This window comes from Nodosilinea sp. AN01ver1 (genome assembly GCF_050565655.1).
Classification (GTDB): domain Bacteria; phylum Cyanobacteriota; class Cyanobacteriia; order Phormidesmidales; family Phormidesmidaceae; genus Nodosilinea.
Genome location: NZ_JBNXVS010000036.1, coordinates 17288 through 31118 on the forward strand (window position 1 = coordinate 17288; position 13831 = coordinate 31118).

The window sequence follows — 13831 nt, forward strand, 5'->3', positions numbered from 1 at the left end:
GGATGGGTAGATGGGTGGATGAGCCTAGAAATTTCAACCCACTCGCCCACCCATCCACCCGCCCACCCATCCACTCGCCCACTCACCTACTCACCTACTCCCCAAGATCATGGCTAAACTCGAACTGCAAAACCTCACCAAAGCCTACAGCCGCGACATTGTGCCGGTGAAAAAGCTCAACCTGACGGTGCAAGACAACGAGTTTTTGACCCTGGTGGGGCCGTCGGGCTGTGGCAAGTCAACGATTCTGCGGTTGATTGCGGGGCTGGATCAGCCCACTGAGGGCCGGGTGATGATTGGCGATCGCGATGTCAGTCCGCTACCACCGGGCGATCGCAACATCGCCATGGTGTTCCAGAGCTATGCTCTTTACCCCCACATGACGGTGGGCGAGAATGTGGCCTCAGGTCTCAAGCTGCGCCATCTGCCAGCGGGCGACATTCAAAAGCGGGTGCAGGAGGTATCGGCGGTGCTGGGTCTCGACCCCCTGCTCGATCGCAAACCGGCCAAGCTGTCGGGTGGTCAGCGGCAGCGGGTGGCCCTGGCCCGCGCCCTGGTGCGCAACCCCGACGTGTTTTTGCTCGACGAACCGCTCAGCAACCTGGATGCGCTGCTGCGCGAGCAGGTGCGGGCCGATCTAAAGCAAATTTTTGCCGACCAAAAGTCGCCCATTGTCTACGTCACCCACGACCAGACCGAGGCCATGACCCTCTCAACTAAGGTGGCGGTGCTGAGCAACGGCTATCTGCAACAGCTGGGCCACCCCCACGAGATCTACAAAACCCCGGCTAATCGGTTTGTGGCCAGCTTTATCGGCAGCCCGCAAATGAACCTGATTCCCCTCAGCCGCACGGGCAATGATGTGGCGATCGGCAATTTTCGGGTGCCGCTGCCCGCTGGGGTGCAGTCCCCCTCGGTTGTGCTCGGCATTCGCCCCGAGCACCTGCGGCTGCCTCGCCCAGATGATGCGCTGACCGTCACCGGCGACGTATTTTTGGTCGAAAACCTCGGCATGAGCGACCTGGTCAGCTTGCGGGTACAGGGCGACCCCAGCCTCACCCTGCGAGCGCTGCTGCCCGCCGATGCCACCTGGAGCAAAGAAAACCTTACCCTGGCCCTGCCGCCAGAAACCATTCACTGGTTCGACGGCGAAACCGAACAGCGGCTCAACGCCTGATATTCCGTTGAACTTTTCTCACGCCAAACGTGGGGTAAGGTAAGGAATTTAATGCCATTAGGTCTGCCCAATGCTGCCGACTCTGCAAAACGCCTACCAGTACGCGCTGGACAACAGCGATCGCCTCATCGCCGCTCTGCAACAGCACCTGCTGCTGGTGGCGGTGCCCCTGGCGATTGGGCTGGTGGTGGGCCTGCCGCTGGGTCTGTGGAGTGCGCGATCGCGGATTGTTTCTACCGTTATGCTCAACAGCTTCAACGCGCTGCGGGTGATCCCTAGCCTGGCGGTGCTGTTTCTGGCGGTGCCGGTGCTGGGGCTGAGCTTTTCGGCGGCGGTGCTGGCCCTGACGCTGCTGGTGATGCCGCCGATTCTCATCAGCACCGACGTGGCCTTCAGAAACATTAGCCCCGCCATTCGCGAAGCAGCGACAGGCATGGGCATGCCCCCCAGCGACATTCTCAAAACCGTTGAAATTCCCCTGGCGCTGCCGGTGATCATCGCAGGCATCAAAACCGCTACGGTAGAGGTAATCGCCAGCGCTACCCTGGCGGCCTTCGTGGGCGCGGGCGGATTGGGAGCCTTTATTGTGCTGGGCTTTGCCGCCTACGACCCGGCCATTTTGCTGGTGGGGGCGGTGCCCGTGGCACTGCTGGCGCTGCTAGCGGAGCTGGGTTTGAGTGCCGTGCAGCGAGCCGCCCAGGCTCCAGGGGTACGATCGGCGTAAGGTTACGGTTGGATTGTGCTAAAGCCTTTTAATGTTGAAAGCTGACCTTTGGCACCGTGCATATTCGACTTTTAACGGCCATTCTTTAAAGTCTGCCCTAAAGCTTATTTTTGAGCGAATTGCAGTTGTGTAATTACAGGTTGATGGTCTGAGCCACCGTGATCGCCCACATGAGCTTTTATAGCTTGTAGGTCGGCAGTGTGCCATACATAATCGAGCCTTTGAACTGGAAAAGGGATAGCACCAATTCGTAATGTATGCCCCAACCCCCATGCAACGTCTTGAAAGCTATCGACCAGAATGGAGCGCAACTGAGCGTAGGTTTGGGAGGTGTCAGTCATGTTGCAGTCGCATACCACTACTGTAGGATAACGGCGGTTTTGAATTTCCTGACTCAGGGTTTCTACTTCAGCAGCACGGCGGGTATAGCGATCTTTTGTCTCAGCAGCAAACCGATTCAACGGAAAGAGCGGCATATTGTTGGGGGCTAGATGAGCAACAATAACCGACAGCAATTCACCATTAATATCAACGACAACCTCAATCCCTCGTTCTAGGGGCGGGTTAGGTAAAGGCTGCGTCGAAACAATCGGAAATCGACTGACGAGGCCAACGGTGTGATAGAGGTCGCTCTGGTGAAAGGTGGTGTAGGGGTAATCGGGTAAAGCCGCCGTTAGCACCGCTGTGTTGGGGAGACGAATTTCCTGAAAGCCAACAATATCTGCATCGGCGGCTGCGATCGCCTGCGCTATTCGATCATAATTCTCATTGCTCCACAAAATATTGAAGCTCATAACGTTGACCGTTGCTTGTGGCGTTAACCCCGACCTTGAAAAGGACGGCAGCAGCAGATCGCCAAAAAGACCTACGAATATGGCAATAGGAATCGCCAACCCAAAGACCAAACGCCGCTGCCGAAACAGCATTCCTAGGGGAAGCAAAAAGACAACGGGTACAAATAGGTAGAATGCGATCGTATTCAGCAGCGCCAGCCACCAAAACTGGTCAAAGAAAATCAGGCGCAAGCCAAACCAAACTATGATTGAACCGATATAAAACCAGCCCAGAAACTTTAGTGAATAAGAAAGGTTAGCTTTAAGTTTTCTGCGGGATATAGGCATAACAAAAATAAGTTTGCTCTGATAATTTACCGCAAACGTCCATCGGGTCAGGACAAATTTACCGTAGGGGCATCGCACTGCAATGCTCCTACCAAAGGATGCCGCATCAGGATGACTCTTACATAAAAAAGAACTTTTACAATTTCTTCAGGCGTCGCTGGGGTTGGGCGTAGTGCTCCAGGGCCAGCAGCAGGCCGTTGATGACCAGGGCTAGGAGGGCTACCGCGATCGCGCCCGCCACGATTTTGTCATAGCGGTTGGTCTGAATGCCGTCGAACAGCAGCTTACCCAGGCCGCCCGCGTTGAACTTCGCACCAATGGTCGCGATCGCAATCGCGACAATCGCCGCAATTCTCACCCCAGCCAAAAACACCGGCAGCACCAGGGGTACCTGCACTCGCCACCAGCGCTGGCTGACGCTCATGCCCATGCCCCGCGCCGCCTCCAGCACGGCGGGGTTAATACCCGCCAGGCCCACGGTCAGGTTGCGCACCAAAATGACCTGGGTGTAGAGTACCATCGCCACAATCACCGAGGTGGCGTTAAGGCCAAACAGGGGTACCAAAAAGATAATCAGCGCCAGGCTGGGGACAGTGTAGAGCACGCCTAAACTGCCCAGTACGGGAACGGAGAGCCAGCGCAGCCGCGAGACCAAGAGCGCGAGGGGAACCGCCAGGGCGATCGCAATGCCCAGCGAGATTCCCGTCATCCGCAGGTGTTGCAGCAGCAGGTTCAGCATTTCTCCGGGCTGGCTCAGCAGGTAGCTCATCGCCCGTTCACCGCCGACTCGCGAATGTGGTCGAGGGTGAGCAGCCCCACCGGGTTGCCCTCCTCCATCACGGTCAGCGCCGGGGCTCCGGTTTTGAGAATCAGCGACAGCGCATCCCGCAGGCTGTCCAGATGAGAAAGTGTAGGGTTGTGGCCGTTGCTGTAGTTGGGCGGCAGGGCCATCATCGCTGCACCGACTCGCAGCAGACCGAGCTGGCGCACCATGTCGTCGGCCCCCAGCAGGTTGTAGACAAACTCGTCGGCGGGCTGGGTCAGCAGGTTAAAGGGGGTATCAAATTGCACCACTTCCCCCAGGCGCATGACCAGAATGCGATCGGCCAGGCGCAGGGCCTCTTCCACATCGTGGGAGACAAACAAAATCGTCTTTTTGAGCTGGCCCTGGAGGCGCAAAATTTCGTCCTGTAGGGCCGTGCGGGTAATTGCGTCGATCGCCCCAAACGGCTCATCCATCAGCATGATGCCAGGGTTGCCCGCCAGCGCCCGAGCGATGCCCACCCGCTGCTGCTGCCCGCCGGAGAGCTGAGCGGGGTAGCGATCGCGAAACTCCCCCGGCGGCAGCTTCACCAGCTCCAGTAGCTCGTCAATGCGGGCCTGAATCTGGGGTTTGCCCCAGCCCAGCAGCTTGGGCACCACCGCCACGTTGTCGGCCACGGTCATGTGCGGAAACAAACCCGACTGCTGAATCACGTAGCCAATCTGCTGCCGCAGCTTAGTGGCCTTGATCTTGCGGATATTGACGCCATCCAAAAAGATGTTGCCCCCGGTCGGCTCGTAGAGGCGGTTGACCATCTTCAGCAGCGTGGTTTTGCCGCAGCCCGATGGTCCCAAAATCACCACAATTTCCCCCGCGTTGACCTGGCAAGTCACCCGGTTGACCGCCGGACGCGCCCCCCCGGCAAACCGCAGCGAAACGTCGTCAAACTGAATGGTGCCCATGGGTATCTTTGGGGATTCCTTTAGATGTTTGGGGTCTACCGGGGATCGCTCAAATAAAGGGGCTACTCAGAAATCAGGCCCGCATCGACCAAAAATTCTTGAGCAACCTCCGCCGGTTCGCGCTGGTTGCCGCTCACCTCGTAGTTGAGCTGGCGCATCACGTCATCGGTCAGCAGGGGCGACACCTGGTTGAGGGCATCGGCAATGCCGGGGTTAGCATCGAGCGCCGCCTGACTCACAATTGGGGCCACCTGGTAGGGCGGAAACAGCCCTTTGTCATCTTCGAGCAGCACCAGGTTAAAAGCGCTGATTTCGCCATCGGTACCAAAGGCCACCGCCACATCGGCTTCGCCATCGACCAGGCCCTTGTAGCGCAGACCCGCATCGACAGGTTTGTAGCTCTTGAGGGTAAAATCGCCGTAGGCTTCTTGCAGCCCAACCAGCCCGTCTTCGCGGACTTCAAACTCTGGCGGGCCAATCAGGGTCAGGTTACTGGCCTGGGCGGCAAAGTCTGAGATAGTGCGAATGTCTAGCTCAGCGGCGCGCTCTTCGGTCATCGCCAGCGCCTGGGTGTTGTTCATCGGCGAGGGGTCAAGCCAGACCAGGTTGAACTGATCCTGGTAGGCCTGCTTCACGGTGTCGTAAACGGCCTGCTGGTCACTGCTTACGGGCAGCTTGAGCACCGTCAGCAGGGCTGTGCCGGTGTACTCGGGGTAGAGATCAATTTCACCGCTCTCGATCGCGGCCTGGGCCACCGGAGTGCCGCCCAGATTTAGCTTGCGCTCGACGGTGAAGCCGTTTTCTTCTAGCACCAGGGCGTACATTTCGCCAATGATCAGCTGCTCGGTAAAGTCTTTGGAGCCAACGCTAACCACGTCATCACCACCACCGCCGCCGCCACCGGCACAGGCTACCGCCACCAGCGCCGTCGCTACCCCCAGGCAGGCCTGGTTAAACCACCGTCGAGAGAACGTCATAGAGTTAAAAAGACTGACATTGAGCAAAATTCTCAGCCGCCGGGCTGTTCCCCTGAGAATATCACAGGATTTTTGGCCACGGGTTTTCCTTCCGGCAGGTTTTTGCCGGGCAAGGCAGGCAGGATGCCGCTAACGCTTTCTGTAGGGGACGGGCGATCGCAGCGCTATGATTGAGCCAGCTCTGGTAGTTAGCTCCCATGACCTCCGGCGAGTTTTTGGTCAACGTCTTTGAGGGCAGTGGCACGGTGCTGATCGCCCCAATTCCCTACTGGCAGGTGCTGCTGCTGCGCCAGGTAGCCGCCTCGGCGGTAAGAACCTCCAGCTAAGGCAGGCTTGGGGCCTCGTTCCCCTACGGCCAGTGTCATACTAGATAGGCAAAAACCCCACCCGGCTGCAATGACTGACTTTCTCGCCCCCCTCAACCCCGCCCAACGCCAGGCCGTCGAGCACTACTGTGGGCCGCTGCTGGTCGTGGCGGGGGCGGGGTCAGGCAAAACGCGCGCCCTCACCTACCGCATTGCCAACCTGGTTCTCACCCACAAAACCGACCCCGACAACATTCTGGCGGTCACTTTCACCAACAAAGCCGCCAAAGAAATGAAGGAGCGGATTGAGGTGCTGTTTGCCGAGCAGGATGCCCAGGCCCGCCACGGCAAATCGCTCTCGGCGCTGCCCCAGTACGAGCAGACCAAGCTTAAGTCGCAGGTCTACAAGTCCATCACCAAGCACCTGTGGATTGGCACCTTTCACGCCCTCTGCGCCCGCATTCTGCGGTTTGACATTGAGAAGTACCAGCATCCGGCGGGTTACCAGTGGACCAAGAGCTTCTCGATTTTTGACGAATCTGACGCCCAGAGCGTGGTCAAAACCATCGTCACCCAGACCCTGAACCTGGACGATAAGAAGTTCAACCCCCGCTCCGTGCGCTTTGCAATCAGCAACGCCAAAAACCAGAAGCTCACCCCCGACGACCTCGAAAAAGAGCAGCCCAACTACCGGGGCCGGGTGATTGCCGATGTCTACCGCCATTACCAGAAGGCGCTGGCCGAGAACAACGCCCTCGATTTCGACGACCTAATTTTGATGCCGGTGTTTCTGTTTCAGCAGAATGAGCAGGTGTTGGCCTACTGGCACAAGCGCTTTCGCCACATTCTGGTCGATGAATACCAGGACACCAACCGCACCCAGTACGAGCTGATCCGGCTGCTGGCGACAAATGGGGAATCAATCGCCACCTACAGCGACTGGAACCACCGCTCGGTTTTTGTGGTGGGCGATGCCGATCAATCCATCTATTCTTTCCGCGCTGCCGATTTCACCATTCTGATGAACTTTCAGGATGACTTTGGCGACGGGCTGCCCGACGACGACACCCGCAGCATGGTCAAGCTGGAGGAAAACTACCGCTCGACCTCAAACATTCTTGAAGTCGCCAACCACCTGATCGAAAACAATACCGAGCGCATCGACAAGGTGCTGCGCGCCACCCGGGGCGAGGGCGAGAGCATCTACTGCTACCGGGCCGACGACGAAACCGCCGAGGCCGACTTTGTGGTCAGCCAGATTCGCAACCTGGAAACCCAGCACCCAGAGCTGCACTGGGGCCACTTCGCCATTCTCTACCGCACCAACGCCCAGTCCCGCGCCTTTGAGGATGTGCTGACCCGCTACGGCATTCCCTATCAGGTGGTGGGGGGCCTGCGCTTCTACGATCGCCGCGAGATTAAAGACGTGCTGGCCTATTTGCGGGCGATCGCCAACCCCTTCGATACCGTCAGCCTGAAGCGCATCATCAACGTGCCCCGGCGCGGCGTGGGCAAGGGCACCCTCGACAAGCTGGAGCAGGCCACCCAAACCCTGGGCGGCATTCCCCTCTGGGAAATTTTGGCCGACGAAACTTCGGTGAAAACGCTGGCGGGCCGCTCCGCCAAGGGCGTGCTGGAGTTTGCCGACATCATCAAAAAATACCGCCAAAACCTCGATGAGCAAAAAGGCTCCGAAATTATCCAGGGCGTGCTGGAGGACAGCGGCTACCTGGCGGCTCTGAAGGCTGAGGGCACCGACGAGGCCGACGATCGCTTTGGCAACGTGCAGGAACTTTACAACGCCGTCCTCCAGTTTGAAGAAGAAAACGAAGACCCATCTCTCCTGGCCTTTCTCGCCAATGCCTCGCTGGCTTCTGACCTCGATGACACCAAAGAGGGCAACAAGGCCGTGTCGCTGATGACCCTGCACTCCTCCAAGGGGCTAGAGTTTCCGGTGGTGTTCCTGGTCGGCTTAGAGCAGGGCCTCTTCCCCAACCACCGATCGCTGGAAGACCCCGCCGCCACCGAAGAAGAGCGTCGCCTCTGCTACGTGGGTATTACCCGCGCCAAAGAGCGCCTGTTTATCTCCCACGCCCGCGAGCGCCGCCTCTACGGCAACCGCGAACCCGCCAGCCCGTCGCTGTTTTTGGCCGAGCTGCCCACCGATTTAATCAGCGGCAACAGCGCTCTGAGTCTGCCCCAAAAGTGGAGCACCCCCATTCGCGAAGCCCGCAAAAAGAGCGAAGCCGCTGCCCAGCCCGGCAGCGGTGCCCACGAGTCAGACTGGAGCGTAGGCGATGTCGTGGTGCATAAATCTTACGGGGCTGGCGAAGTGACCCACATTTTTGGCGCGGGCAACAAGATTTGCCTGGCCATCTATTTTCAGGGCCAGGGGCGCAAAATCATCGATCCTAAAATTTCGGCTTTGCAGCGGGCGGAGTAGGTGTAGCCATCGCTGCGCCAGTTAGGACGTTCTGGAGTTTCTGGCGCAATGGCTGGCGCTATATTTACGCCGCTGCCGTGGTTTGCGGCGGCGATCGCCGGAAAGCTGTAGACATTCTTCAGATTGTTTCAGCCAGGGCCTCTGGGCCGCGATATGTAGCCAGAGTCACCTGGGTTCGGACATTCGTAAAGCTTGAGGAGACCGTTCAAACGTTTGAACGGTTTCCGGGAAACCGTCCTCACCAGACTGGCTACCGCTAAAAATACTCAGGCGGTCACGAAATCCTCACCTAAGGATAAGAAACTATATGGAGATCTTCCGTATATTCGCTTAGGTAAAGGCGTTTAACCCCAATTACCCCATAAAAAGGGGGTTTAACCTCCGTTGTTTTGCGGTTTAGCCGCCACAACGTAGATGCGACTATAGCGGCATCAGCTCAGGGTGAATGGTTTAACTACCAAATCGGGGCCAGGGTGAACCCCTGCGACTCGTGAGTTTGGGTTAGCCAGCTCGATAACTGCCACAGGTAGGATGAAGTCCCACCAGCCTAGATGGGATTCTATGAAAAAGGTTCCTGCGTAGACGGTAAGGGTTGAGGGGTGTTAGTACCTCCTACCCTACTGGGTTAGTTTCACGGTTTATGAGCACACTACAGGGATACAGCCATGCACATCTACCGCTCACAGCAACCCCTGGTTTGCACGCTGCCGCAAGGGGAGCCAGCCAATTTAGTCGCCCTAACGGCGGCCTCTGATCTATCCTCCACCTACCCCACTGCCGCCGATACCTTGAGTCGGCTGGCAGCGGCGGCGGTTAAGCGGCAGCAGTACCCCCAGGCGCTGCATCTGCTGAACCAGCTGATCGAGCGCCACCCTGACCGGGCTATGTACTACAGCAATCGCGGCCTGGTCTACCTGTGGATGGGGCGGCCCAGTGCGGCTCTGGTTGACTGCGATCGCGCCGTCACGCTGGGCCCAGACCTGGATCAGGCCTACAACAACCGAGCCCTGTGCCATGCGGCCCTGGGTGACCTGGCCGCCGCCCTCGACGACTACGAACAGGCCGTTGACCTCAACCCTTTCAACAGCCGCGCCCGCATTAACCTGGGGGCCACGCTGCGCCAAATGGGTGCCCTAGATCTGGCCTTAGACTGCTTTGACGAAGCGCTGATGTTTCATCAGCTGCCCGAGTTTATCTACGCTGAGCGAGGCCGCACCTACCACCTGCGCGGCGACTGGAACTGCGCGATCGCCGACTACCGCCGCGCCTTAGCTGCGGCTCAAGTCTCAGACGCCTCGCAGCAATTGGTAGAGCGAGTCAAGCGCTGGGCTGCCGAACTGCTGCCTCAGCAGAGCTGGGCCTGAGTGTAATAGAGAGAGACGCTGCTACACCAGACTGTTGCGTGAGGCAGCGCTTTGGCTTCGACTAGTCCACTCGACTAGTCAATGGAAATGCTCTGAGGGCCGCCGTTGCGGGAGCTGGCGCGGCTGGCGGCGCTATCGGTAGCGGTCGGGGCAACGCCCTGATTTTGGAGCCAGCTTTTGACCGGGTCATCAGACAAACTGAGCCGCAGCAGACCCGAGCTGAGCCCGCCCAAAAACGCCACAGGGTGGGCCGTTAGCTCTTGCACGAATGGGGTTAGTTCATCGAGAAACATAGGGTTAGGGAGTTAGCAACGGCTTGATCCTAACCTGAAAGCTCTCTGAATAGGTATCTATCCTCAGCCCGTGCAGACAATCTGTTTCTACTGACTGAGGGGAGTTAGGTGCTGCGGGTAAGGGGATGCGATCAGCGGTATCCATAGCGATCGCCCGCCGAACGGGGCTACCCTGTGGGATAAGTACCTTGCCCGTGGTAGAACATCTACCTAACAGGTTTTTGCCCTTCACCGATGGCTGGCTATAGCTAGTTAGCACTATAGCTAGAAAGACTACGCTCTAAACAGTCCTAAATCTTTTCAAGCCGGACATTCTTGTGTTCAATTGACAGGCCAGCAGGTCAGTTAATTGGAATTTTTTGTTGCCAAAGTTTTTAAGCACTAAGGCATCGAAAAGTTGGCTTGAAAGAGATTCAAAATTTGGCTTCGGCGCAGCTTGCTGCTCAGGTGATACTGCAAATATGTACTGTGTCGTACATGTTCGCTGTAGGGGTATTGCACTGCAATACCCCTACTAGAGGCCTCTGTCACTTGAAGTCTTCTAATTAAACTGACTGCCGCAATAGATGTTGCTGAAAAGGATCTATTGGAACATTGCAATACAGATCATCTGGTCAAAGTTTAAGACTGTCGATAGTTAGAGGTAGCCGTGGCAAAAATAAACGCTAAGCCTGTAGGGCATCTGTGACGGAAATCACGTAGAGGCGTGGGAGTAAACACAGGACTGGCGGGGTAAAGCTAGGTGGATTCACTGTTTCTTTATTTAGAGACAAAGATTCCCCCCCCAGGAGATACCCCCATGACTACGTTTGCCCCCAATTGTTCTAAGCAAATTTACTCTCTTGCTTCGCTAACTCTACTAGCAACTGGTGCCAGTTTTCTTTCTCCTGCGATCGCGCAGGCTATGCCCCAAGTTAATAATGATGGCACTGTTAAAATTGAGAGAAATGCGTTCACGTTGACCACTGGAGAGCTAGAAAATACATCTAATATTCCGTTGCCAAGCGGGCTAATTCATAACCCTCGGGAGGGTCGCGCGCAGCCTGTAGATACTAGTCGGCAGGCTCCTAATACGGTCGATATCAGAGTCGATATTGAAAATATAAATGAGCAATTTCAGCCCCTAGCCCCTGGCTTTGAGCTTGACCCCAATTCGGTTTCGCTTTCTACAGAGTTTAACCTGCGCTACGTACCCAACGCTCACTCCTACGGGGAAGGCATTGAGGTAACTGTTTACGGCCCAGACGGAACCGAAAAAGCCAAGAACACAGCCTTTGTGCGCGGCGATCGCGTCGTCACTGGCCCCAATGGTACTCTGCCCACTCGTGCCGCCTTTGAAGTCACTTATGGAGCCGCAGATACTGTAGAACTACGGGTGCTGCACCTGCGAACCAACAGTGGTCAGCCCCAAGAATCAGCTATTTACTTCACTCAAACGGGTCAACTTGCGGTCGAAGATTTGCCCAACGGTGGCGATCGCGACTTCAACGACGGCGACTATTTCAAGCTTTCGGGTGGCGAGGGTCGCGCCGTGATCACAGACGAAACTCAGACAATTTCCGAAACCATCAGCTATCGCACCGAGGTTGTCGAAACCCCCATCGATCCGCTAGTGCGCCAGGAGCAGGAGGTGGTTGACGTGCCGGTAGAAAGCGATACTCCTGTTACCCACACCGAAGAACAGCGTGATTACGGTCAGGTTGAACTCACTGGCCTCAGTGCCGCTGCCCTGGCCCACGGGTTGGGAGCCCGAGCCAGCAATGACGAGCAGCTGATTTATAACCGCTATGCCGGAGCCGCTCAGGTGCGTTTGGGCAGCGATGGTGGCAGCCTGGTGGGTCAGCTCCCTCCTCTGGTCGACAATCCGGCGGTGCCCCCCACCCTGGTGACCGGCACCCTGCGGTTTAACCCCGGTGCTGGGGTCAACCAGGCGGGGCTCAGCGGCACCGTCAGCCTGACTCAGTTCTTGCACCCTACCCACCGCGAAGCAATTGACATGTACGGCCAGGTGGTTACAAACCCCGACCCCAACGGCCCTCGCCTGGTGCAGCCAGCCGGGCTGCTGGCCAACACGCGGCTGGTGGGCTACGTGCCCGGCACCCCCGACCAGGTGGTTACAGGTCGTGCTCTGAGCTCAATCGACGGTATCTTTGAGCTGCCAGAGAGCGAGGCTGTGATCATTGCGCCCCCCAACCCCGACCAGGTTGGCCCCGGCAACGCCGCCTATACTCACAACGTTGGTGGGCTGGTAATTGAATATGCCGACGGTAGCGCCAAGTTTGTGCCTCAATGGACCCGTCAGGGCCATGCCACTGAGTCTATTGCCCTGGCCGCAGGCGAAGCTCGCCGAGTGATCTACGCCCTGGTGCCGCAGCAGGCTGAGCAAGACTTACAGCTTGGTCAAACCTATCCTCTCATTGTTGACCCGGCCGCGGGCTACCGCGTTGAGGCGGGCAGCTGGCAGGTGATCGCCGCCGACTACCACCGCGACAACTTTTTGCAGGAAGCGGCAGAAATCTATGCCGTAGAAGACACCCTGGCTCAGCAAAACGCTGTCACCGAGCGGTTTAACGGTGTGCGGGGCCTGTATCGTCAAGAAGCCAGCGGTGACCTGGTCGCCACCCTGAGTTTGACCGATCCAGCCGGTGTCGATGCCCGTGTCGGCAACCGTTTGGCTACTGCCGACACCACAGTACCGGGAGAACCGGGGCAGCCTGGCTACTACATCACTACAGTGGCGGCGGGGCTCTATGCGCGGGGGTCGCTCTCCCTGGGCCTGGGTAATCAGCAGGATGTCATTACGACAACTACGATAACCCAGCGCAATCAGGCTGACGGACTGCAGCGCCAAACGACAACCCGGTACTTTGCTACCCCCAGAACCCAGATCGAAACCCGCACCACCGAGGCGATTACTCGGGTGACCGAAACCACAAACCGCTCAGGGGCCGCTACTTTTAATATCGACACCGACGGTCTGCTCCGCAATGTGCAGATTGGTTTTGATCCTGACCAGGTCGATCGCCAGGTGGTTACCTTTGACGGGGCTACGACTACCGCTGTTACCCTGCGCCACGGCGTCGAGTCTTTGATCGCTGAAGTCACCGAGACTGAGTTTATTTCAGGGGCAGGGGGCGATCGCGCTCCCCAGGTCGATCGCCAGGCTACCACCCGTACCGAGACTTACCCCAACGTCTCGCCGCTGCTGGGCGAACTGGCGGTGGGCGGCGTGCTCAACTTTGGCAACACCCCCTGGACTCCGGCCGCCAATACCCTGCGGGCTGAACTGTTTACCCAGGGCCTGGCGCTGGGTCGCGGCAGCGGTGGAGAGACCGGCTGGCGGCTTGAGGCGGTGATCAACCCCTTTGGCGAAGAGCAACGCCCCGCCTACGGCTATGATCCGAGCGGCAACCTGACTGCCCTTTACAAAACCGAGCCCCTGGTGGATGAGTTTGGTGAGCCAGTTATGGCCCTGGTGGCCGATGCCAGCGGCGGCAGCCTGCCAATTGTCACCCATCGGTTTATTACCGATGAAGCGGGCGATCGCATTCCCCTGACCGTCGGTACCGGACGCGCCATTGGCCCCGGCATCTACCTCCGCCTTGAGGATGCGTTTAGCGGTCAAACCAGTCCCTCCGTGATTGGCGGTCTGAAGCTTGACCTCTAGGGCTACCGCAATGGCCCATAACCACAGGTTTAGGG

Annotated in this window: 11 protein-coding genes; 6 read left to right on the plus strand and 5 right to left on the minus strand. The window is 57.9% G+C overall.

What is annotated here, in order from left to right; translation table 11 throughout:
- Positions 1–109: 109 nt before the first annotated feature.
- Positions 110–1177, plus strand: a complete 1068-nt coding sequence (locus ACQ4N7_RS22025; protein WP_430713639.1) for an ABC transporter ATP-binding protein — start codon at positions 110–112, stop codon at positions 1175–1177.
- A gap of 70 nt (positions 1178–1247) precedes the next feature.
- Positions 1248–1901: an ABC transporter permease gene (locus tag ACQ4N7_RS22030; protein ID WP_430713640.1), complete on the plus strand. Its 654-nt coding sequence runs from the start codon at positions 1248–1250 to the stop codon at positions 1899–1901.
- Positions 1902–2005: 104 nt separating this feature from the next.
- Here ACQ4N7_RS22030 and ACQ4N7_RS22035 read toward each other — a convergent pair whose 3' ends face one another.
- The 4 genes from ACQ4N7_RS22035 to ACQ4N7_RS22050 form a co-directional block, all read right to left on the minus strand.
- On the minus strand, positions 2006–3022 hold the full coding sequence (locus tag ACQ4N7_RS22035) for an endonuclease/exonuclease/phosphatase family protein (protein ID WP_430713641.1): 1017 nt from the start codon (positions 3020–3022) through the stop codon (positions 2006–2008).
- A 136-nt stretch (positions 3023–3158) separates the two neighbouring features.
- Positions 3159–3791 carry an ABC transporter permease gene (locus tag ACQ4N7_RS22040; RefSeq protein ID WP_430713642.1) on the minus strand — a complete coding sequence of 211 codons (633 nt, stop codon included), beginning with the start codon at positions 3789–3791 and terminating at the stop codon, positions 3159–3161.
- The gene (locus ACQ4N7_RS22045; RefSeq protein ID WP_430713643.1) at positions 3788–4747 is read right to left on the minus strand and encodes an ABC transporter ATP-binding protein; all 960 of its coding nucleotides are present in this window, start codon (positions 4745–4747) and stop codon (positions 3788–3790) included. The genes ACQ4N7_RS22040 and ACQ4N7_RS22045 overlap by 4 nt, the downstream gene beginning before the upstream one ends.
- A 62-nt stretch (positions 4748–4809) precedes the next feature.
- Positions 4810–5724, minus strand: a complete 915-nt coding sequence (locus ACQ4N7_RS22050; protein ID WP_430713644.1) for a glycine betaine ABC transporter substrate-binding protein — start codon at positions 5722–5724, stop codon at positions 4810–4812.
- Between the two features lie 197 nt (positions 5725–5921).
- On the opposite strand from ACQ4N7_RS22050, the gene ACQ4N7_RS22055 reads away from it, so the two are divergent.
- The 3 genes from ACQ4N7_RS22055 (at position 5922) to ACQ4N7_RS22065 (ending at position 9836) form a co-directional block, all read left to right on the plus strand.
- Positions 5922–6050 carry a hypothetical protein gene (locus ACQ4N7_RS22055; protein WP_430713645.1) on the plus strand — a complete coding sequence of 43 codons (129 nt, stop codon included), beginning with the start codon at positions 5922–5924 and terminating at the stop codon, positions 6048–6050.
- 70 nt (positions 6051–6120) lie between these two features.
- Positions 6121–8472 (plus strand): DNA helicase PcrA, encoded by a 2352-nt coding sequence (gene pcrA / locus ACQ4N7_RS22060; RefSeq protein WP_430713646.1) that lies wholly within the window; start codon positions 6121–6123, stop codon positions 8470–8472.
- Between the two features lie 665 nt (positions 8473–9137).
- Positions 9138–9836 (plus strand): tetratricopeptide repeat protein, encoded by a 699-nt coding sequence (locus tag ACQ4N7_RS22065; RefSeq protein ID WP_430713647.1) that lies wholly within the window; start codon positions 9138–9140, stop codon positions 9834–9836.
- Between the two features lie 74 nt (positions 9837–9910).
- Here ACQ4N7_RS22065 and ACQ4N7_RS22070 read toward each other — a convergent pair whose 3' ends face one another.
- Positions 9911–10129, minus strand: a complete 219-nt coding sequence (locus tag ACQ4N7_RS22070; RefSeq protein WP_106921403.1) for a hypothetical protein — start codon at positions 10127–10129, stop codon at positions 9911–9913.
- 904 nt (positions 10130–11033) lie between these two features.
- Between ACQ4N7_RS22070 and ACQ4N7_RS22075 the strand changes: the two genes are divergently transcribed.
- Positions 11034–13796 (plus strand): hypothetical protein, encoded by a 2763-nt coding sequence (locus tag ACQ4N7_RS22075; protein WP_430713648.1) that lies wholly within the window; start codon positions 11034–11036, stop codon positions 13794–13796.
- The last annotated feature ends 35 nt before the right edge of the window (positions 13797–13831 follow it).

Excerpts from the sequence above, each read along its gene's own strand:
- ACQ4N7_RS22025 (WP_430713639.1), top strand. The coding sequence starts at position 110 with ATGGCTAAACTCGAACTGCAAAACCTCACCAAAGCCTACAGCCGCGAC.
- ACQ4N7_RS22070 (WP_106921403.1), bottom strand. The coding sequence starts at position 10,129 with ATGTTTCTCGATGAACTAACCCCATTCGTGCAAGAGCTAACGGCCCAC.
- ACQ4N7_RS22030 (WP_430713640.1), top strand. The coding sequence starts at position 1,248 with ATGCTGCCGACTCTGCAAAACGCCTACCAGTACGCGCTGGACAACAGC.
- ACQ4N7_RS22040 (WP_430713642.1), bottom strand. The coding sequence starts at position 3,791 with ATGAGCTACCTGCTGAGCCAGCCCGGAGAAATGCTGAACCTGCTGCTG.
- ACQ4N7_RS22055 (WP_430713645.1), top strand. The coding sequence starts at position 5,922 with ATGACCTCCGGCGAGTTTTTGGTCAACGTCTTTGAGGGCAGTGGCACG.
- ACQ4N7_RS22050 (WP_430713644.1), bottom strand. The coding sequence starts at position 5,724 with ATGACGTTCTCTCGACGGTGGTTTAACCAGGCCTGCCTGGGGGTAGCG.
- pcrA (WP_430713646.1), top strand. The coding sequence starts at position 6,121 with ATGACTGACTTTCTCGCCCCCCTCAACCCCGCCCAACGCCAGGCCGTC.
- ACQ4N7_RS22045 (WP_430713643.1), bottom strand. The coding sequence starts at position 4,747 with ATGGGCACCATTCAGTTTGACGACGTTTCGCTGCGGTTTGCCGGGGGG.
- ACQ4N7_RS22035 (WP_430713641.1), bottom strand. The coding sequence starts at position 3,022 with ATGCCTATATCCCGCAGAAAACTTAAAGCTAACCTTTCTTATTCACTA.
- ACQ4N7_RS22065 (WP_430713647.1), top strand. The coding sequence starts at position 9,138 with ATGCACATCTACCGCTCACAGCAACCCCTGGTTTGCACGCTGCCGCAA.
- ACQ4N7_RS22075 (WP_430713648.1), top strand. The coding sequence starts at position 11,034 with ATGCCCCAAGTTAATAATGATGGCACTGTTAAAATTGAGAGAAATGCG.